This is a genomic window from Arthrobacter sp. BPSS-3 (genome assembly GCF_044628475.1).
GTDB lineage: Bacteria > Actinomycetota > Actinomycetes > Actinomycetales > Micrococcaceae > Arthrobacter.
In genome coordinates this window covers 449845-469713 of the sequence record NZ_JBIMMV010000001.1, presented here as the reverse complement: position 1 = coordinate 469713, position 19869 = coordinate 449845, and the positions used below count along the sequence as shown (strand labels likewise).

16 protein-coding genes are annotated in these 19869 nt (G+C 67.7%); 5 read left to right on the top strand and 11 right to left on the bottom strand.

Annotation, left to right across the window (positions count from 1 at the left end; all coding sequences use genetic code 11):
• Positions 1-51 precede the first annotated feature (51 nt).
• Positions 52-999: a hypothetical protein gene (locus ACFVY3_RS02290; protein WP_290255876.1), complete on the top strand. Its 948-nt coding sequence runs from the start codon at positions 52-54 to the stop codon at positions 997-999.
• Between the two features lie 229 nt (positions 1000-1228).
• Here ACFVY3_RS02290 and ACFVY3_RS02285 read toward each other — a convergent pair whose 3' ends face one another.
• The 8 genes from ACFVY3_RS02285 to glmS form a co-directional block, all read right to left on the bottom strand.
• The gene (locus ACFVY3_RS02285) at positions 1229-2314 is read right to left on the bottom strand and encodes an inositol-3-phosphate synthase (protein WP_400158618.1); all 1086 of its coding nucleotides are present in this window, start codon (positions 2312-2314) and stop codon (positions 1229-1231) included.
• Positions 2315-2473: 159 nt separating this feature from the next.
• Positions 2474-3511: an L-glyceraldehyde 3-phosphate reductase gene (gene mgrA / locus ACFVY3_RS02280; protein ID WP_400158617.1), complete on the bottom strand. Its 1038-nt coding sequence runs from the start codon at positions 3509-3511 to the stop codon at positions 2474-2476.
• Between the two features lie 21 nt (positions 3512-3532).
• Entirely contained in the window at positions 3533-5302 is a 1770-nt protein-coding gene (gene treZ, locus ACFVY3_RS02275; RefSeq protein WP_400158616.1) for a malto-oligosyltrehalose trehalohydrolase, read from the bottom strand.
• Between the two features lie 38 nt (positions 5303-5340).
• A complete protein-coding gene (treY, locus tag ACFVY3_RS02270; RefSeq protein ID WP_400158615.1) occupies positions 5341-7665 on the bottom strand; it encodes a malto-oligosyltrehalose synthase in 2325 nt (774 codons plus the stop codon).
• Positions 7662-9902 (bottom strand): glycogen debranching protein GlgX, encoded by a 2241-nt coding sequence (glgX, locus tag ACFVY3_RS02265; protein WP_400158614.1) that lies wholly within the window; start codon positions 9900-9902, stop codon positions 7662-7664. The genes treY and glgX overlap by 4 nt, the downstream gene beginning before the upstream one ends.
• 90 nt (positions 9903-9992) lie before the next feature.
• Complete coding sequence (locus ACFVY3_RS02260; RefSeq protein WP_400158613.1) at positions 9993-11555, bottom strand: NAD(P)H-hydrate epimerase; 1563 nt, start codon at positions 11553-11555, stop codon at positions 9993-9995.
• Positions 11556-11558: 3 nt separating this feature from the next.
• Positions 11559-11906: a holo-ACP synthase gene (locus ACFVY3_RS02255; RefSeq protein ID WP_290255883.1), complete on the bottom strand. Its 348-nt coding sequence runs from the start codon at positions 11904-11906 to the stop codon at positions 11559-11561.
• A 4-nt stretch (positions 11907-11910) separates the two neighbouring features.
• Positions 11911-13803, bottom strand: a complete 1893-nt coding sequence (gene glmS / locus ACFVY3_RS02250) for a glutamine--fructose-6-phosphate transaminase (isomerizing) (protein ID WP_364133278.1) — start codon at positions 13801-13803, stop codon at positions 11911-11913.
• Between the two features lie 113 nt (positions 13804-13916).
• Between glmS and coaA the strand changes: the two genes are divergently transcribed.
• Positions 13917-14882 (top strand): type I pantothenate kinase, encoded by a 966-nt coding sequence (gene coaA / locus ACFVY3_RS02245; RefSeq protein WP_400158612.1) that lies wholly within the window; start codon positions 13917-13919, stop codon positions 14880-14882.
• A 5-nt stretch (positions 14883-14887) separates the two neighbouring features.
• Positions 14888-15787 carry a D-alanyl-D-alanine carboxypeptidase family protein gene (locus ACFVY3_RS02240; RefSeq protein ID WP_400158611.1) on the top strand — a complete coding sequence of 300 codons (900 nt, stop codon included), beginning with the start codon at positions 14888-14890 and terminating at the stop codon, positions 15785-15787.
• A gap of 39 nt (positions 15788-15826) precedes the next feature.
• Here the strand turns inward: ACFVY3_RS02240 and glmM are convergent, their stop codons facing one another.
• The 3 genes from glmM to rplM form a co-directional block, all read right to left on the bottom strand.
• Positions 15827-17188, bottom strand: coding sequence for a phosphoglucosamine mutase (gene glmM, locus ACFVY3_RS02235; protein ID WP_400158610.1), 1362 nt, complete (start codon positions 17186-17188; stop codon positions 15827-15829).
• Positions 17189-17384: 196 nt separating this feature from the next.
• Positions 17385-17891, bottom strand: a complete 507-nt coding sequence (gene rpsI / locus ACFVY3_RS02230; protein ID WP_290255887.1) for a 30S ribosomal protein S9 — start codon at positions 17889-17891, stop codon at positions 17385-17387.
• Positions 17892-17930: 39 nt separating this feature from the next.
• The gene (gene rplM / locus ACFVY3_RS02225) at positions 17931-18374 is read right to left on the bottom strand and encodes a 50S ribosomal protein L13 (RefSeq protein ID WP_043454696.1); all 444 of its coding nucleotides are present in this window, start codon (positions 18372-18374) and stop codon (positions 17931-17933) included.
• Positions 18375-18705: 331 nt separating this feature from the next.
• On the opposite strand from rplM, the gene ACFVY3_RS02220 reads away from it, so the two are divergent.
• Positions 18706-19371 (top strand): prepilin peptidase, encoded by a 666-nt coding sequence (locus ACFVY3_RS02220; RefSeq protein ID WP_400158609.1) that lies wholly within the window; start codon positions 18706-18708, stop codon positions 19369-19371.
• A 271-nt stretch (positions 19372-19642) separates the two neighbouring features.
• Entirely contained in the window at positions 19643-19849 is a 207-nt protein-coding gene (locus ACFVY3_RS02215; protein WP_364133290.1) for a Flp family type IVb pilin, read from the top strand.
• The last annotated feature ends 20 nt before the right edge of the window (positions 19850-19869 follow it).

The window sequence follows — 19869 nt, the reverse complement described above, 5'->3', positions numbered from 1 at the left end:
CGGCTGTGGATAACTTCTCCAAAGCTTGTCCAAGTCGTCCACAATGCCAGCATGAGCGCACGAAGAGAGTTGCCGGAGTCGTTGGAGGCTAGACCGTTCACCCTTACTTCTGCGATGTCGTTGGGAGTGACGAGAGCCAGGTTGCGGCAGCCGGATGTCCGGCACGTCAGTCGGGGGCTCTACCGGCCCGCAAGTTGGAGCTTCGAGCTGGAGTCGGCCGCGCGCGCGTTGTCCGAGGCCTCCCCCGGGGCGTGGATCTCACACGTCACGGCCGCTCGGCTTCGCGGCCAACTCTTGCCCCCGTGGCTCTCGGATTCCGAGGAGTTACACCTGAGCAAGCCCCGCGCGCTCCCGGAAGTCCGTCGGAAAGGAATTGTTGGACACACGGTTGTTGCCTTCGACGACGAGGTCGAGACCGTTGATGACATCCGGATCAGCACGCGCTCCCGGACGTGGCTCGACCTGGCCAAACGCTTGAACCTGCCTGAGCTGGTCTGCATGGGGGACGAGCTCGTTCGGATCCCGCGGTTCAACCTGGAGGGACGGAGCGAACCGTTCGGGACCATCGACGGACTGCGTTTGATGCTTTGCCGTCACCCCAATCTGCAGGGGATCGTCCGCGCCCGGGAAGCCCTGGATCTGATGCGCGTGGGAGCCGACTCAGGGCCTGAGACCCTTCTCCGCCTTGCAATGTGCGACGCCGGGCTTCCTGAACCGGAGCTTCAAATAGAACTGCGCCCGGGCAGTTCCGCAACCCCGACGGCCGACCTCGGGTACCGGCGTCGACGCCTCGCGATCCAGTACGATGGCGGTCATCACCTGGAGCCCGCCCAAATCTTCAGCGATCGACGCCGAGATAAGGCCTTCGAAGCCGCTGGCTGGGAAGTGATCCTTTTGACTAAACAAGACCTCGCCGACGGTTTCGTTGCCGCGACGTCCAAAATCAAACGTGTCCTACGCAGCGCATACGTTAGCCCGTCAACCGCCGCCGGCTTTTGATGTCGATTTGAGGGAGCGTCCCGACGGAACCCGCCGATCGTGAGGGAGCGTCCCAACGGAACCCGCCAATCGTGAGGGAGCGTCCCAACGGAACCCGCCGATCGTGAGGGAGCGTGCGGAAAGGAATGTCCCTCCGGCAGGAAACCACAATGCTCCCGCACCGGAAGTGCGGGAGCGTCGTGGTGGAACGGGCCGGATCTGAGGGAGCGTCCGGAACCGGGGAAGGGTTTTAGCGGTCCAGGTCGCCGCGGATGAAGGCCTCGACCTTTTCACGGCCGAGGTCGTCGTTGAACTGCTCCGGCGGGGACTTCATGAAGTAGCTGGAGGCGGAGAGCAGCGGGCCGCCGATGCCGCGGTCCAGGCCGATCTTGGCGGCCCGGACGGCGTCGATGATCACGCCGGCGGAGTTGGGCGAGTCCCAGACCTCCAGCTTGTACTCCAGCGACACGGGGGCGTCGCCGAAGTTGCGGCCCTCGAGGCGGACGAAGGCCCACTTGCGGTCGTCCAGCCACTGCACGTAGTCGGACGGGCCGATGTGCACGTCGCGGGCGGCGAGGTCGGCCTCGACGTTGGAGGTGACGGCCTGGGTCTTGGAGATCTTCTTGGACTCGAGCCGGTCGCGTTCCAGCATGTTCTTGAAGTCCATGTTGCCGCCGACGTTCAGCTGGTAGGTGCGGTCCAAGGTTACGCCGCGGTCCTCGAACAGCTTAGCCATCACGCGGTGGGTGATGGTGGCACCGATCTGGCTCTTGATGTCGTCGCCCACGATCGGGACGCCGGCCTCGGTGAACTTGTCCGCCCACTTCTTGGTTCCGGCGATGAAGACCGGCAGGGCGTTGACGAAGGCGACGCCGGCGTCGATGGCGCACTGGGCGTAGAACTCGGCTGCTTCCTGCGAACCGACGGGCAGGTAGCAGACCATGACGTCCACCTGGGCGTCCTTGAGGGCCTGGACGACGTCGACCGGCTCCTCCGGGGACTGCTCGATGGTCTCGAGGTAGTACTTGCCGAGGCCGTCGAGGGTGGGGCCGCGCTGGACGGTGACACCGGTCGGCGGGACGTCCGCGATCTTGATGGTGTTGTTTTCGCTGGCGAGGATGGCGGCGGAGAGGTCCTGGCCCACCTTCTTGCCGTCGACGTCGAACGCCGCCACGAACTGGACGTCGTTGACGTGGTACTTGCCGAACTGGACGTGCATCAGACCCGGGATCGTGGCCTCGGGATCGGCGTCCCGGTAGTACTCGACACCCTGGACCAGCGAGGTGGCGCAGTTACCCACGCCCACGATTGCAACACGAATCGGATTTGCAGACACGAAACTCCCTTAGAGAACCAACAGGTGCCCGGCGTGGCCGTACCGCGAGGGGACGGCGAAGAAGCGGGCACGACGCCGTGCGGCGTCCTTGCATTCTAGTCAACGGTGCCACGGGCGGGGTTTGTTCCCGTCCGCGGCACCGTTTCGATAACGGACCGGTTACTTCTGGGCCCAGAGGTTGATGTCGGACTCGACGGCGAACTCGTCGATGGCGTCCAGTTCCTCGGCGCTGAAGTCCAGCTTGTTGATCGCGGCGAGGCTGTCCTCGAGCTGCCGGACGCTGGAGGCCCCGACGAGCGCGGAGGTGACGGGGGCGCCCTTGCGCTGGTCGCGCAGGATCCAGGCAATGGCCATCTGGGCCAGGGTCTGGCCGCGGCCCTCGGCGATCCGGTTGAGCCCGCGGACGCGGTCCAGGTTCTCCTCGCTGATCATGCCTGTGTCCAGCGACTTGTGCTGGGCGGCGCGGGAGTCCTCGGGGACGCCGTTGAGGTAGCGGTCGGTGAGCATGCCCTGGGCCAGGGGTGAGAATGCGATGGACCCGGCCCCCACCTGCTCCAGCGCCTCGTGCAGGCTCGGGCTGCCGTTCTCGGTCCAGCGGTTCAGCATCGAGTAGCTGGGCTGGTGGATGAGCAGAGGCGTACCGAGGTCCTTCAGGATCCGGGCCGCCTCCAGGGTCTGTTCCGGGGTGTAGGAGGAGATCCCGGCGTAGAGGGCCTTCCCGGAGCGGACCGCCTGGTCCAGGGCGCCCATGGTTTCCTCCAGCGGGGTTTCCGGGTCCGGGCGGTGGCTGTAGAAGATGTCCACGTAGTCCAGGCCCATCCGGCCCAGCGACTGGTCCAGGCTGGCCAGCAGGTATTTGCGGGAGCCCCAGTTGCCGTAGGGGCCGGGCCACATGTCGTAGCCGGCCTTGCTGGAGATGATCAGCTCGTCGCGGTAGGGGGCGAAGTCGTCCCGGAAGTGCCGGCCGAAGTTGGTTTCGGCGCTGCCGTAGGGCGGGCCGTAGTTGTTGGCCAGGTCGAAGTGCGTGACGCCCAGGTCGAAGGCGCGGCGCAGGATGTCCCGCTGCACCTCGAAGGGCTTGTCGTCGCCGAAGTTGTGCCACAGGCCCAGTGAGATGGCCGGCAGTTTCAGGCCGCTGCGCCCGACCCGGCGGTAGGGCATCGTGTCGTAGCGGTTTTCCGCTGCGGTGTAGGTCATGGGTTTCCTTCCGTTCTGACGTTAGGGCCGGGCCGCGAGGATGCCGGCGCTGTGGCCGGGCAGGCTCAGCGTCCCGCCTTCGAGGGCGACGGCGTCGTCCGTGGCGAGGCCCAGGGAGGACCCGGTGACGGACACTGTCCGGGCCTCGGCGGAGAAGTTGAGGGCGACCTCGGTGCCGCCGCGGCGCAGCAGCAGCCAGCCTTCGTCCTCGCTGAAGTCGACTGCGGTGTCCGCGAACCCGCCGTCGGTGAGGTCCGGCGTCGAGCGTCGCAGGGCGATGAGCTCCCGGTAGAGGGCCAGCAGCCGGGCGTGGTCTCCCTCGGAGGCCTCGGCCCAGTTCAGCTTGGAGCGGGTGAACGTCTCCGGGTCCTGCGGGTCGGGGACGACGTCGGGGTCCCAGCCCATGCGTTCGAATTCCTTGATCCGGCCCTCGGCGGTGGCCTTGCCCAGTTCCGGTTCCGGGTGGGAGGTGAAGAACTGCCAGGGCGTGCTGGCGCCGTATTCCTCGCCCATGAACAGCATCGGGGTGAACGGGGCGGTGAGGGTGGCGACGGCGGCCAGTGCGAGCTGCCCATAGCCCAAAGTCTGGGAGAGCCGGTCCCCGGTGGCCCTGTTGCCGATCTGGTCGTGGTTCTGGTTGCAGACCACCAGCGCGGCGGGGTGGACCAGGCCGGTGTTGATCGGCCGGCCGTGGTGCCGTTCGCGGAAGCTGGAGTAGCTGCCGTCGTGGAAGAAGCCTTTCTCCAGCACCTTCGCCAGTGCGCCGAGGGAGCCGAAGTCCTCGTAGTAGCCGGTGGTTTCGCCGCTGACGTTGACGTGCACTGCGTGGTGGAAGTCGTCGCTCCACTGCCCGGCCAGTCCGTAGCCGTTCGCGTCCCGGGAGTACAGCAGGCGCGGGTTGTTCAGGTCCGATTCGGCGACCATGGTGGCGGGCCTGCCGGTTTCGGCGGCGACGGCGTCGGCGAGCACGCCGAAGTCCTCCAGCAGGTGGACGGCGCGTTCGTCCTTGAAGGCGTGCACGGCGTCGAGCCGGAGGCCGTCGACGTGGTAGTCGCGCAGCCACATGGCGGCGTTGTCCAGGATGTAGGAGCGGACGACGTCGGAGCCGGGGCCGTCGAGGTTGACCGAGTCGCCCCAGGTGTTGCCTTCGCCGGACTTCAGGTACGGGCCGAAGCGGGGCAGGTAGTTGCCGCTGGGGCCGAGGTGGTTGTAGACCACGTCCTGGATGACGCCCAGCCCGGCGGCGTGGGCGGCGTCGACGAAGCGCTGGTAGGCCGCGGGGCCGCCGTAGCCCTCGTGCACGGTGTACCAGAGGACGCCGTCGTAGCCCCAGTTGTGGGTGCCGTTGAAGCCGTTGACCGGCAGCAGTTCGACGAAGTCGACGCCGAGGTCGGCGAGGTAGTCGAGCTTTCCGGCGGCGGCGTCCAGGGTTCCCTCGGGGGTGAAGGTGCCCAGGTGCAGCTCATAGATGACGCTGCCCTGCAGGTCCCGGCCGGACCAGCCCGCGTCGGCCCACTGGTGTGCGCGGGGGTCGAAGGTCCGGGAGAGGGAGTGGACGCCCTCGGGCTGCCGGCGTGAGCGCGGATCCGGCAGCGGGCTTTCGTCGCCGTCGAGGAGGTAGCCGTAGTCGACGTCGTCGCCGGCCGGCGCGTCCGTCGCCGTCCACCAGCCCTCGGGGCCTGAGGTTACGCGGGTCATGGTGTAGCGCTGGCCGCCTGCGAGCAGGACGACGTCCTTGGCCTCCGGCGCCCAGATGTCGAAGCGCGCGGATCCGTCTGTGGGCAGTGTCATTGCCGTTCCCCCTGGGTTGGCGTGGGTCTGTGAAGGGCTCATGCGGTCGGGGCGAGGAGGGCCACCGGGAAGTGGCGGAGGAGATCCCCCACCGCCACGGAGCCGGGTTCGAAGGACCGGCCGGTGAGCTGGTCGGTCATCGGCACGGCGAGCTCAAGTGCCGTGTCCTGCCAGCCGCCGCGCTGCTCCAGGCCGTGGGGCAGGCGGGTGGCGACGGTGACGGCGCCCGGGGCGTCCTGCCCGCGGTCGAAGGCGACGACGTGGCCGGCGGCGTGACCCGTGGCCTGCAGCGGCGTGTAGCCGGTGAAGAGGTCCTGCCGGTCGCGGCGCAGGCGCAGCGCCCGGGAGGTGACCAGGAGTTTGGCGTCGTCGTCGCGGTAGGAGTCCGGCAGGTCGCCGCCGTCCAGCCGCGCCAGGGCGGCCCGGCGGGCGCCGAAGTCGAATGGACGCCGGTTGTCCGGGTCGGTCAGGGACCGGTCCCAGAACTCGGTGCCCTGGTAGACGTCCGGGACGCCGGGCATGGTGAGCTGGACGAGCTTGGCGCCGAGCGCGTTGACGGCGCCCCGCGGGTCCAGCCATTCGACCAGTGAATCCAGCTCGGCACGAACGGCCGGGTTGTCGAAGGCGGCGTCGACGGCGGCGGTCAGCTTGGTCTCGAACTCCTCGTTCGGGTCCAGCCAGTCGGTGGAGTTCCCCGCTTCCCGGGCGGCCTTCTGCGCGTAGGACTGCAACCGTTCCCGGTCCGCCGGCCAGACCCCGGCGATGGCCTGCCAGAGCAGGTTCGCCAGCGGGCCATCGGGCAGCGGGGCGAGCTGCTGCAGCCGTCCCAGAGCCGCACTCCATTCGGCGGGGCACTCGGCGAGCACCGTGATCCGGGCGCGGGTGTCCTCGCTGCGTTTGGTGTCGTGGGTGCTGAGCGTCGTCATGGACAGGGGCAGACGCTCCTGCCGGCGGGTCATCCGTGTGTGGAAGTCGTCCACGGAAACCGCGAATTCGGTGGGGTCCGCACCGACCTCGGTGAGGGTGCCCAGCCGGGTGTAGCGGAAGAAGGCCGTGTCCTCGACGCCCTTCGCCATCACCATGCCGGAGGTCTGCTGGAAGCGGCGGCCCAGTTCCTCACCGGCGTCGGGGCCGGCCTGCAGCAGCATCGGCAGCAAGGTTCGAACGGCGTCCTCGAGCTCCGGCCGGCGCTCTACGGCGAGATCGCACGCTTCCCTCAGCACGTCATCCCCCTCGGGGAGGTAGCTGCGGTAGACCGGGAAGGCGGCAATGACCTCGGACAGGGCGTCCGCCGCGGCGTCCACGGTCAGGCCGGCGTCCGCCGGGACCAGCCGGGCGAGGCGGAGCATCTCGGAGTGCAGGATGCCGTCGGTGATCCGCCGCTTGGTGCCGCGGATCATGTCCTCGTAATCGGGGACCTTGCCGTCGCGCAACGACGCGTCCAGGGCGTCCAGGCCGGCCTGACCGGCCGGGTCCACGAAGAGCCGGTCCACGTCCGCGAGCGCGTCGTACCCGGTGGTGCCCTCGGCTTCGAACCCGGCAGGCAATTCCTCGCCAGGCTCCAGGATCTTCTCGATCAGCAGGTACGCCCCGCCGGTGGCTTCCCGGAGCCGGTGCAGGTAGCCGCCCGGGTCTGCCAGGCCGTCCGGGTGGTCGATGCGGAGGCCGTCCACCAGGTCCTCGCGGAACCAGCGGACAATCTCCTCATGCGCCTCGTCGAAGACCTTTGGGTCCTCGACCTTGATCCCGGCGAGGGTGTTGACCGCGAAGAACCGGCGGTAGTTCAGTTCGTTGTCGGCGCGGCGCCAGCCCACCAGTTCGTAATGCTGCCGGTCGTGGACCGCGCGGGGATCATCCCCGGCGGAGTAGCTACCCTCGGCGAGGGGGAACCGGTGGTCGTAGTAGCGCAGTTCGCCGTCGCGGACCTCCAGGGCGTCGACGTCGGAGTCCTCGCCGAGCACGGGGATGCGGATGCGTCCGCCGCCGAAGTCCCAATCGACGTCGAACGCCGGGGCGTAAGGCGACTGGCGGCCTTCCTTGAGCAGGGACCACCACCACGGGTTCTGGACCGGGGTGGCGACGCCGACGTGGTTGGGCACGATGTCCACCAGCACGCCCATGCCGGCCTCGCGGGCGGCGCGGGAGACCGCGGCGAGGCCCTCGGGGCCGCCGCGGTCCGGGTCCACGGTGGAGGGGTCGGTGACGTCGTAGCCATGGTCCGATCCCTTCTCCGCGGTGAGGATGGGTGAGAGGTAGATCCAGTCGACGCCGAGCGACTTCAGGTACGGGACCTGGGTGGCGGCGTCCTGCAGGGTGAAGCCGGACCGGATTTGCAGCCGGTACGTGGAAATCGGGGTTTTCATGCCTGGGTGGCCTTCGCTTCGCTCTCGTCGGCGGCCTTGGTCTGGGCCTGGACCATCTCTTCCTGGGCTTCCTCGTCGGCGGCACGGGCGGCCAGCGACGCGGCGGCCGAGTAGTCGACCTCCACCTCGGGGCCGGTGTAGGCGCGCAGCACCACCATGGACTTGGCGGCGAGGGTCAGGGTGGTCCCGGCCTTCAGCGGCTCGTAGTCGTCGGCCTGGGCTGCGGTGTCGATGAGGACCTCCCAGTTCGGGGAGTACTCGTCCGGCGGCAGGATGAAGTCGACCCCGTCGTCGTGGGCGTTGAAGGCCAAGAGGAAGCTGTCGTCGGTGATCCGCCGGCCGCGGGAGTCCTGTTCCTGGATGCCGTGGCCGTTGAGGAACACACCGATGGTCCGGCCGAAGCCGCTCCCCCAGTCCTCCGGGAGCATGCCGGTGCCGTCGGTCTTGAGCCAGACGATATCCGGCAGCTTCTCACCCTCGCCGCGCACCACCGGGCGGCCGTCGAAGAAGCGGCTGCGCCGGAAGGTCGGGTGGTCGTGGCGGAGCTTGTTCACGAAGGCGGTGAATTCCACAAGCGGCTGGTCCATCGCCTCCCAGTGGATCCAGCTGAGCTCGGAGTCCTGGCAGTAGGTGTTGTTGTTGCCCTGCTGGGTGCGGCCGAGCTCGTCGCCGTGCAGCAGCATGGGGACGCCCTGGGAGAGCAGCAGCGTGGCGATGAAGTTGCGCTGCTGGCGGGCGCGCAGGGCGAGTACGGTCTCGTCGTCGGTGTCGCCCTCGATGCCGCAGTTCCAGGAGCGGTTGTGGGATTCGCCGTCGTTGTTGCCCTCGCCGTTGGCCTCGTTGTGCTTCTCGTTGTAGGACACGAGGTCCCGCATGGTGAAGCCGTCGTGGGCGGTGACGAAGTTGATGGAGGCCACCGGCCGGCGGGCGGAGCTCTCGTACAGGTCCGCGGAGCCGGTCAGCCGGGACGCGAACTCGCCCAGGGTGGAGGGTTCGCCGCGCCAGAAGTCGCGCACGGTGTCCCGGTATTTGCCGTTCCATTCGGTCCACTGCGGCGGGAAGTTGCCCACCTGGTAACCGCCGGGGCCGACGTCCCAGGGCTCGGCGATGAGCTTGACCTGGGAGACGATCGGGTCCTGCTGGATGAGTTCGAAGAAGGTCGAGAGCTTGTCCACGTCGTAGAACTCGCGGGCCAGGGTGGAGGCGAGGTCGAAGCGGAAGCCGTCGACGTGCATCTCCGTGACCCAGTAGCGCAGCGAGTCCATCAGGAGCTGCAGCGAGTGCGGGTGCCGGACGTTCAGGGAGTTACCGGTGCCGGTGTAGTCCATGTAGTGCTTGAGGTCGCCGTCCACCAGGCGGTAGTAGGCCTGGTTGTCGATGCCCTTGAAGGAGAGCGTGGGTCCCAAGTGGTTGCCCTCGGCGGTGTGGTTGTACACAACGTCGAGGATGACCTCGATGCCGGCGCGGTGCAGGTCCCGGACCATGGCCTTGAACTCCTGGACCTGCAGGCCGCCGTCGCCGGCGGAGCTGTAGGTGTTCTGCGGGGCGAAGAAGCCGATGGTGTTGTAGCCCCAGTAGTTGTTCAGGCCCTTCTCCACCAGGGTGCCGTCGTTGACGAACTGGTGCACGGGCATGAGCTCGATGGCGGTCACGCCGAGCTTCTTGAGGTGTTCGACGACGGCGGGGTGCGCCACGCCTGCGTAGGTGCCGCGCTGCTCCTCGGGGATGTCCGGGTGCAGCTCGGTCAGGCCCTTCACGTGCGCCTCGTAGATGACCGACTCATGGTAGGGCACGCGCAGCTGGCGGTCGCCGTCCCATTCGAAGAAGGGGTTGATGACCACGCCGTGCATGGTGTGCGGCGCGGAGTCCGCGTCATTGGTGGAATCCGGGTCGCCGAACTCGTAGGAGAAGAGGGCCGGGTCCCAGTCGATCTGGCCCTTGATGGCCTTCGCGTACGGATCCAGGAGGAGTTTGTTCGGGTTGAACCGGTTGCCGTTGGCCGGGTCGTAGGGCCCGTGGACGCGGAAGCCGTAGCGCTGGCCCGGCTGGACCATGGGCAGGTAGCAGTGCCAGACGTAGCCGTCGACCTCGGTGAGTTCGATCCGCGTTTCGGTGAGGTCGTCGGCCAGGAGGCAAAGCTCCACCCGCTCAGCCTGTTCGCTGAACAGTGCAAAATTGGTGCCGGTGCCGTCGAACGTGGCTCCCAGCGGGTATGCCGTACCGGGCCAAACTTCCATGTGTACTCCTCGTGCGATGCGGACTATCTCTAGACAGACTACTTGTAAGCAGGGTTACTAAATTACCAAGACGCGGCAGGGTCGGTTGTGTTACAGCGCGGCCATGACCTCCGGGAGCGTGCGGGCGATATCGGTGGCCGTGATGGGGCCGCCGCGGCTGGCGAGTGTCCCGGCCCGGCCATGCAGGCTGGCGGCCATGGCGCCGACGGCGGCCCAGCGGTCCGCGGCCGCGATTCCGGCGGCGGCGAAGTGCTCCGGACCGTCCGCCAGCTGGGCCATCAGGGCGCCCAAGATGCCGCCCAGGACGTCGCCGCTGCCCGCCGTGGCCATCCAGGGGGTGGCCTCGGCCTGGCTGAAGACCGCGCCGGACGGGGCCGCCACCAGGGTGGTCGCCCCCTTGAGCAGCACCGTCGCGCCGGTCAGGGATACCGCGTGCCGGGCACTGGCCAGCGGCGCGGCCTCGACGGCGGTGCGTTCCCCGGCGGCGCCGTAGCGGCTCAGGAGGGTGGCCAGTTCGCCGGCATGGGGTGTCAGCACGGTCTGACCGGGGAGCTCGCGGGACAGGACGGGAAGGGCGCCGGCGTCGGCCACCACGGGCAGCCCGGCAGTAGCGGCGGCCCGGACGCGGTCGAGCTGCTCGCCGGCGCCGTCGTCGAGTCCGGAGCCGAGGAGCCAGGCCTGGACCCGCACGTCGGTGTCCTGGCCGCAGACGACCTCGGGGCAGGCGTGCCGGACCAGGTCGGCCACCGCCGGCGGCCCAACGTAGCGGACCATGCCGACACCGGCGGCGAGGGCGCCGCGGCAAGCGAGGACGGCGGCGCCGGGGTACCGCTCCGATCCGGCGACCACGCCAAGGACGCCGCGGGAGTACTTCTGTGCCCGGCGGGACGGGTACGGCAGGAGCGCCGCCAGATCCTGGGCCTGCAGCCGGCGCACGGACGGGTGGCCAAGGCCGTCCTCAACGCCGATGGGCACCGTCACGATCCGGCCGGCATGCTCAGCACCGGGGTCGGCCAGCAGGCCTGCCTTGGCGGCGCCGAACGTCACGGTCACGTCGGCGGGCAGGACCACGCCGTGCGCCTCACCCGTGTCCGCGTCGATGCCGCTCGGGATATCGCAGGCGACCACGAGGGCTCCGCTGCCGGGCGCCAGTCTCCGGTCACGCTGGTCCCGGATCTCGCCGGACAGCAGTTCAAGGAGCCGCGCCGTCGAACCCTGCAGGCCGCCGCGGGCTCCGGTGCCGAGGATGGCGTCGATGACGATGTCGGAACCGGCGGCCCGGCGCGCCAGCCCGACGGCGGCCCCACCAGAGTCCGGCAGGGCGATGGACCGGCCGCCGGCGGCGTGGAAGGCGGCCAGGCCCTCCGGGTGGGCGTCACCGGCGGTGAGGACCGCCGTCGTCATCATGCCGCGGCGGGCCAACAGAGCCGCGGCGAAGAGGCCGTCACCGCCGTTGTTGCCCTTGCCGACAAGGACTGTGACACCGCCCCCGTAGAGCCGGCGCCCACGACCCCGCAGCTCCCGCACCACGGCGTTGGCTAGCCCATAGGCGGCCCGTTGCATGAGAACAGCGCCCATACCGGGGTCCGCAGCTGCTTCCAGGAACCGCCGTTCGACGTCCCGGATGTGCGTTCCGGTATGGGCGCTGATCATGGCCTAACCTTCGGCGATCACCGTGGCGGTGGCGATCCCGCCGTCGTGGCTGATGGACAGGTGCCAGCGCTTGACGCCCTTGGACTGGGCCACGGCCAGCACGGTGCCCTTGACCTGCACCGTGGGCCCGTTCTGGTCCAAGCCGATCCAGCAGTCCTGCCAGTTCATGCCGGCCGGTGCGCCGAGGACCTTGGCGACAGCCTCCTTGGCGGCAAACCGGGCGGCCAGGGAACGGGTGTTCAGCTCCCGCTCGGCCGGGACGAACAGCCTGTCCCGCAACCCGGGGGTGCGCTCGAGTTGCCGCCCAAACCGCTCGATGTCTACGACGTCTACGCCAATGCCTACGATCATGCGGCTATTCTACGGTCACGCTCTTGGCGAGGTTCCGCGGCTGGTCCACGTCGTAGCCCTTCGCGCTGGCGAGGGCCAGCGCGAAGATCTGCAGCGGGACGGTGGTCAGCAGCGGCGCCAGCAACGTGGGGGTTTCCGGGATGTAGATGACGTGCTCGGCGAAGGCCTTGACCGCGTCGTCGCCCTCTTCGGCGATGACGATCGTCTTGGCACCGCGGGCGCGGACTTCCTGGATGTTGGAGACCACCTTGGCGTGCAGGGAGTCGCGGCCACGCGGGGACGGGACCACCACGAACACCGGCTGGCCCTCTTCGATCAGGGCGATCGGGCCGTGCTTGAGCTCGCCGGCGGCGAAGCCTTCGGCGTGGATGTAGGCAAGCTCCTTGAGCTTGAGCGCACCTTCCATGGCGACTGGGAACCCGACGTGGCGGCCCAGGAACAGCACGGACTTGGCGTCGACCATGGACTCGCCGAGCTCCTTGATCCGGGACGCGTCGTCGAGAATGGACTGGACCTTCTCCGGGATCTTGCCCAGGTCGGAGAGGATGTCCTTGATTTCGCCCTGGAACTTGTTACCGCGCAGCTGGGCGAGGTAGAGGCCCAGCAGGTAGGCGGCGGTGATCTGGGCGAGGAAGGCCTTGGTGGAGGCGACGGCGATTTCCGGGCCGGCGTGCGTGTAGAGCACGGCGTCGGATTCGCGCGGGATGGTGGAGCCGTTGGTGTTGCAGATGGCCACCGTTTTGGCGCCCTGTTCCTTGGCGTAGCGGACCGCCATCAGGGTGTCCATGGTCTCGCCGGACTGGGAGATCGAGACGATCAGGGTCTGGGCGTCCACGATCGGGTCACGGTAGCGGAACTCGTGCGAGAGCTCGACCTCCGTGGGGATCCGGCACCAGCGCTCGATGGCGTACTTGGCGACCTGGCCGGCGTAGGCGGAGGTACCGCAGGCGAGCACGATGATCTTGTCGACGCTCTTGAGCAGCTCGGGGTCGATCCGCAGCTCGTCCAGGGTCAGCTTGCCGTCGACGTCGGAGCGGCCCAGCAGGGTCTGCAGCACGGCGTCGGGCTGGTCGTGGATTTCCTTCTCCATGAAGGACGGGAAGCCGCCCTTCTCTGCGGAGGCCGGATCCCAGTTGACGTGGTATTCCTTGCCCTCGGCCGGGGCGCCGAAGAAGTCTGTGATCTCTACGGAGTCGGCGGTGATGGTGACGATCTGGTCCTGGCCGAGTTCCACGGCGCGGCGGGTGTAGTCGATGAAGCCGGAGACGTCGGAGCCGAGGAAGTTCTCGCCTTCGCCCAGGCCCACCACCAGCGGGGAGTTGCGGCGGGCGGCCACAACGACGTCGGGCTGGTCGGCGTGCACGGCAAGCAGCGTGAAGGCGCCCTCGAGCCGCTGGCAGGCGAGCTGCATGGCCTTGGTCAGGCCGCCGTTGGCGTTGTCGCCGCCGAGCTGGTTGCGGTAGATGTCGCCGAGTAGGGCGGCGGCAACCTCGGTATCGGTCTCCGACTGGAAGGTCACGCCCTTCTCCAGCAGTTCTTGCTTGAGTTCGGCGAAGTTCTCGATGATGCCGTTGTGGATCAGCGCCAGCTTGCCGCCGTCGGACAGGTGCGGGTGTGCGTTCTGGTCGGTCGGACCGCCGTGGGTGGCCCACCGGGTGTGGCCAATGCCGGTGGTCGCATCCGGCAGCGGGTTGGCTTCAAGTTCGGCGATGAGGTTGCTGAGCTTGCCGGACTTCTTCCGCGAGGAGATCGCGCCATCGGCGACCACGGCGATACCTGCGGAGTCGTATCCGCGGTACTCCAGCCGGCGCAGACCTTCGAGGACGACGTCCAGGGCCTGGTGCTCGGTACTTACCTGGCCACTCGGGCGGCCTACATATCCAACGATTCCACACATGGGCACCAGCTTATCTGGTTTTAAGGCTGCACTCAGGATCGCTACGCCCGGAGCGCCAGCCGTCACGGCGCGCGCATTTCGCTCTGGGCGCCCGCGAGGGCAGAATCTCTAGGGTGACTTCGCAACGCAATGATGCGAACGGCGAGGGCGTCTCCCCGTTCGTGGAGCTGGACCGGCAGACCTGGTCCCGGCTCGCTGCCCAAATGGAGCAGCCCCTCAACGAGGAGGACGTCCTCCGGCTCCGCGGCCTCGGCGACCCACTGGACATGCGGGAGGTCCGCGAGGTGTACCTCCCGCTCTCCCGGCTACTCCACCTCTACGTCGAGGCGGCCAACCAACTGCACGCGGCCACCACCACGTTCCTGGGCGAGACGACCCGCCGCACCCCCTTCGTGATCGGCGTCGCCGGTTCGGTGGCCGTGGGCAAGTCCACCATCGCCCGTGTACTGCGTGAAATGCTGCGCCGCTGGCCCGGCACCCCCAACGTGGAACTCATCACGACGGACGGTTTCCTCTACCCCCTTGCGGAGCTCAAGCGGCGGCAACTGCTGGACCGCAAGGGATTCCCGGAGTCCTATGACCGCCGCGCCCTCCTGCGCTTCGTCAGTGAGGTCAAGGGCGGAGCGGAGGAAGTCCGGGCCCCGTGGTACTCCCACGTCACCTACGACATCGTCTCCGGCAAGGAAGTCGTCGTCCGCCGGCCCGATGTGCTGATCGTGGAGGGCCTCAACGTCCTCGCCCCCGCTCGCCCGCGGTATGACGGCCGGCAGGGCCTGGCGCTGAGCGACTTCTTCGACTTCTCGATCTACGTGGACGCCAAGACCTCCTACATCGAGGAGTGGTACGTGGACCGGTTCCGCAAGCTGCGCACCACTGCGTTCGCGCAGCCGGAGTCCTACTTCCACCGCTACGCCACGCTCTCAGACGCCGAGGCCGAGGAGACGGCCCGCGGGATCTGGAAGCGAATCAATGAGCCGAACCTGGTGGAAAACGTGCTCCCCACCCGGGGACGCGCCCAGCTGGTGCTCACGAAGGATGCTGATCACTCAATCCGCCGCATGTTGCTTCGCAAGGTCTAGCACGGGTGGGCTATAACCGAGGCGACGACGGGGGTGAGGGGCTTTTTAGCCGCCGGCGCTTCGGCGGTTTTCTGGCCGCGGCCGCCGTCCCAATAACCGCCGCCGCCCTAACAGCCTGCGAGCCCTCTGCCGGACCCGCGCCGGCGTCCGGCACGGGCGTGCCACCATCGCCCGCTGCCTCCCCGGTCAGCGTATCCCCTAAAACGACGCCGACGGCGACTCCCTCGGCGAGCCCGGAGCCCGCCAACCCGTCGGCGACCGCCCCTGCACCGTCGTCGCCGGCGGCTTCCGCGCCCGGGCCTCAGCACTCCCTGACGGATCCCGCCAGCCCCTGGGTGGTGGTCAATAAGCACCGGCCGCTCTCCCCTGCAACCTTTATCCCGCCGGATCTGGTTCAGCCCGCTGTCCGGTTGGCGGTGTCCGGCGAGGCCGCCCTCCTGAACAGCACGACGGCGGCCGCAGCGGAGCGGATGTTCGCCGCGGCCGCAACGGCCGGCGTAGTGATGACCCTGGCCAGCGGGTACCGGTCCTTTGTCACCCAGACCTCGACCTATAACGGCTACGTCGCGACGAGGGGACAGGCGGAGGCGGACACCGCATCGGCCCGGCCGGGCTTCTCAGAGCACCAGACGGGCTGGTCGTTTGACATTGGCGACGGCGGGGGCGCCTGCGGCTTCCAACCCTGCTTCGCCGAGCAGCCCGCGGCCGTCTGGGCGAAGGCAAACGCCCACCGCTTCGGCTTCATCGTTCGGTATCCGTGGATGCACCACGAGACCACCGGCTACTACTACGAGTCCTGGCACCTGCGTTACATCGGAGTGGAGGCCGCCGGCGACATGGCCACCAGGGGTGTCCCCACGCTGGAGGAGTACTTCGGCCTGGAAGCCGCACCGGCCTACCTCTGATCGAGGCAGGCCGGCGGGCCCTAGCGGCCGGGTGGATCGTCAGTCGCCGGCCAGCGCCAATGCGAGTTCGGTCCGGACTACCTCGGCCAGTTCCCCGGCCACCCGTTCTGCGGTTTCGTGGTCCCCTGCTTCGACCATGACGCGAACCACCGGCTCGGTACCCGAGGGCCGCAGCAGAACCCGGCCGGTGTCGCCGAGCGTGGCCTCGGCCGCTTCCACGGCGGCGGCAACGGCCGCGTCGCCGTTGACCCGGCTGCGGTCCACGTCGCGGACGTTGATGAGCACCTGGGGAAGCTTGGTCATGACCGTGGCGAGGTCCTTAAGCGGACGCCCGGTCAGGGCCACCTGCGCGGCAAGCTGGAGGCCGGTGAGGACGCCGTCGCCCGTGGTGGCGTGATCGGCGAAAATGACGTGGCCGGACTGTTCGCCGCCCAGGCTGAAGCCGCCGTCGCGCATGGCCTCGAGGACGTATCGGTCCCCCACACCCGTTTCCTTTAGTTCGATGCCGGCGCCGCGGAGGGCGAGCTTCAGGCCGAGGTTGCTCATGACCGTGGCTACCAGGACGTCGTCCTTGAGTTTCCCGGCGTCCTTGAGGGCCAGGGCGAGGATGGCCATGATCTGGTCGCCGTCGACTTCGGTGCCCTCATGGTCAACGGCCAGGCAGCGGTCCGCGTCGCCGTCGTGCGCGATGCCGAGGTCCGCGCCGTGCGCCACGACTGCCGCCTTTAGCGGGGAGAGGTGGGTGGACCCGACGCCGTCGTTAATGTTGATGCCGTCTGGCTCGGCGCCGATGGTGATGACTTCGGCGCCGGCGGTCTTGAACACCTCGGGCGAACAGCCGCTAGCTGCTCCGTGGGCGCAGTCCACGACGACCTTGAGGCCTTCGAGGCGGTGCGGAAGCGTGCCGAGCAGATGGACGATGTAGCGGTCCTCGGCGTCGGAGAAGCGCTGGATGCGGCCAACGTCGGCACCGACAGGGCGGAGCGGCTCCTCGCCGAGCCTGGCCTCGATCGCGTCCTCGACCTCGTCGGGGAGCTTCTGGCCGCCGCGGGCGAAGAACTTGATGCCGTTGTCCGGGGCCGGGTTGTGCGAGGCGGAGATCATCACGCCGAAGTCGGCGTGGAGGTCCGCCACCAGGTAGGCGGCCGCCGGGGTGGGAAGGACACCGGCGTCGTAGACGTCGATGCCGGAGCTCGAGAGCCCCGCCTCCACGGCGGCGGCGATGAATTCGCCGCTGGCCCGCGGGTCGCGGGCCACGACGGCGCGCGGCCGCCCTTGGCCCGTGTTGCGGTCGTGCCCGAGCACGACGGCGGCGGCCTGTGCCAGCTGCATCGCCAGCTCCGCGGTCAACAGGCCATTCGCAAGGCCCCGGACACCATCTGTTCCAAATAATCTAGACATCGTGTCCGAGTTTAGTCGATGGCCCGGGAAACGACGTCGGGCCCCTCGACCCCGTTAACGACGGAAGCCCGCCCCGCAGATGCGGGACGGGCTTCCGAAGCAGGCACTGTTTAGCGCTTGGGGATCCGAGCGCTGGACAGCGCCGCGGGTCCCGGTGTGTGGTCGCGCCAGCGGCCACACACCGGGAAGGCGCTGTTTAGCGCTTGGAGTACTGCTGAGCCTTACGGGCCTTCTTGAGACCGGCCTTCTTACGCTCGATGACGCGGGCGTCACGGGTGAGGTAACCGGCCTTCTTCAGCGTGGCGCGGTTGTTCTCGACGTCGATCTCGTTCAGCGAACGGGCGATGCCGAGACGCAGTGCACCGGCCTGGCCGGAGGGGCCACCGCCGTGGATACGGGCGATGACGTCGTAGGCGCCTTCCAGATCGAGGATCTTGAAGGGCTCGTTGACGTCCTGCTGGTGCAGCTTGTTCGGGAAGTAGTTCGCCAGCTCGCGGCCGTTGATGGTCCACTTGCCGGAGCCGGGGACGACGCGGACGCGTGCGACGGCTTCCTTGCGGCGGCCAACAGCTGCGCCGGCAACGGTCAGGGCCGGGCGTTCCTTCTTGGGAGCGGCTGCGTCAGCAGCGCCGCTCTCAGAGGTGTAGCTGGTCAGGTTTTCCTCAGCCTCGACGGCTTCGGTGGTCTCTTCGTTCTGAGCCACGGTTCTCCTTGTATTAATAAAGTTGTTTGGTGGCCAGGACTACTGGGCGACCTGGGTGATTTCGAAAGTCTTGGGCTGCTGGGCGGCGTGCGGGTGCTCTGCACCGCGGTAAACCTTCAGCTTGCCCAGCTGCTGTGCAGCGAGGGAGTTCTTCGGGAGCATGCCCTTGATGGCCTTCTCCACGGCGCGGACCGGGTTGGTCTCAAGCAGCTCCGCGTAGTTGACGGAGGTCAGGCCGCCCGGGTAGCCGGAGTGGCGGTAAGCGCGCTTCTGCTCCAGCTTGGCGCCGGTGAGGGCAACCTTCTCAGCGTTGATGATGATGACGAAGTCGCCCATGTCCATGTGGGACGCAAAGGTGGCCTTGTGCTTGCCGCGCAGCAGGATTGCGGTCTGGCTGGCAAGACGACCAAGGACAACGTCGGTGGCGTCAATGACGTGCCACTGGCGGTTGATATCGCCGGGCTTCGGGGTGTACGTACGCACGGTGTTTGCCTCGTTCTTGTTCTGGCGTTCTTGTTTTAGGCGTCACGCGGAGTGCACCTACTATCTATGCGCTACCGGAACAGAGGTGAGGGCTCTATGTAACCAGTCATCCTGTGGTCTCGAATGTGCACGCGGAGTAGTTATCCTGCAACCGGATTCTCTGCGGGCACGCACCATCGAGATAGGACACGCACAACGACTACCTAGATTAGCGGAAGCCGTGGGCATGGGTCAAAATGAACTGTCCGCCACCCGCAGGCCAGCTGTGGCGCAGAACCGGGCGGCATCATCGCCGCACTTGATCCCTGGAGGCCCCGTGACCGCTCCCACCGTGACCGGGGCGGAACACCTTCCTGCGGCTGGAGCGGCACTTTTTATCCTGGCGATCGCCATTGCCGGCGTCGCTCTCGACTTCGGAGCCCGGGCCGCCTCCCGCCGTGCGCTCCCCCAGTTCGCCGTTTCGTCTCCACGCCGGGCATGGCCGACGGCGGCCGCAGCGGGACTGCTCTGCGGCGCACTGGCCTGGCGCCTCGGCCCGGCACCGGAATTACCCGCCTATCTATTTCTGGCAATTGCCGCGGTGGAATTGACGCGAATTGATCTCTCATTCCATATCCTTCCCAACCGCCTCGTAGGCCCGCTCCTGGGTGTCGGCCTGGTGCTCCTGACGGGCTCCGCAATGACCTCCGGGGAGTGGCCGGCACTGCTCCGGGGCATCATCGGCCTCGTCATCCTCTTCGTTTGCTACTTCATCTTGGCTCTCATCAGTCCCAATGGCATCGGAATGGGCGACGTAAAGCTGTCCGCGCCCCTCGGGCTGTACTTGGGATACCTAGGCTGGCCGCACCTGTTCTACGGGGGCGCCCTGGGCTTTGTGGCCGGCGGCGCCGCCGCCGCTCTGCTGGTGCTGAAAAACCGCGGAAACACGCCGAAGGAAGTTGCCTTCGGGCCGTCCATGCTGACCGCCGCACTGGCCGTCATCCTGCTCTCCGCCTAAGGCTTCCGTCGTCGGCTCCCCCACCCACCAATAAGTAAGCCGACTTAGCAAAACAAGTAGTTTACCGTCGGGGCCGTCTCGGACTGAGTACAGCACTCCGGATACCTGCGTAAACGCGCTCTTTTACGTGCGGAAGTCGAGTAGTTGAAATCATTGCCGGGCCGATATTTGCCGTGCCATGGTGGTCGCATCGACGCTCCACCGAATAGCAAATGGGGGATTTGCCGGAGTTTCGATAAATATCAAAAAACTCTGGAAAAGGATTAATACAATGACTGGTCTCATGGTCTCAATGCTTTCTTTCATCGCCGGCGTCAAGGGCAAGCTGGAATCCGAAAAGGGTGCCACGGCGACTGAATACTCGCTGCTGGTGGCTTTCATCGCCTTCGGCATCATCCTCGCCGTTACGGCCTTCGGTACAGCCCTCTCCGGCTGGTTCAACGGGCTCGCCGCCACTGTCAACGGATGGGCCCGGTAGGTTTCCGGCCACTTCTCTCA

Bases quoted from the DNA above. Each gene is read 5' to 3' on its own strand.
- glmM (WP_400158610.1), bottom strand. From the start codon at position 17,188: ATGTCTAGATTATTTGGAACAGATGGTGTCCGGGGCCTTGCGAATGGC.
- ACFVY3_RS02215 (WP_364133290.1), top strand. From the start codon at position 19,643: ATGACTGGTCTCATGGTCTCAATGCTTTCTTTCATCGCCGGCGTCAAG.
- treZ (WP_400158616.1), bottom strand. From the start codon at position 5,302: ATGACACTGCCCACAGACGGATCCGCGCGCTTCGACATCTGGGCGCCG.
- mgrA (WP_400158617.1), bottom strand. From the start codon at position 3,511: ATGACCTACACCGCAGCGGAAAACCGCTACGACACGATGCCCTACCGC.
- ACFVY3_RS02260 (WP_400158613.1), bottom strand. From the start codon at position 11,555: ATGATCAGCGCCCATACCGGAACGCACATCCGGGACGTCGAACGGCGG.
- ACFVY3_RS02255 (WP_290255883.1), bottom strand. From the start codon at position 11,906: ATGATCGTAGGCATTGGCGTAGACGTCGTAGACATCGAGCGGTTTGGG.
- glgX (WP_400158614.1), bottom strand. From the start codon at position 9,902: ATGGAAGTTTGGCCCGGTACGGCATACCCGCTGGGAGCCACGTTCGAC.
- ACFVY3_RS02290 (WP_290255876.1), top strand. From the start codon at position 52: ATGAGCGCACGAAGAGAGTTGCCGGAGTCGTTGGAGGCTAGACCGTTC.
- treY (WP_400158615.1), bottom strand. From the start codon at position 7,665: ATGAAAACCCCGATTTCCACGTACCGGCTGCAAATCCGGTCCGGCTTC.
- glmS (WP_364133278.1), bottom strand. From the start codon at position 13,803: ATGTGTGGAATCGTTGGATATGTAGGCCGCCCGAGTGGCCAGGTAAGT.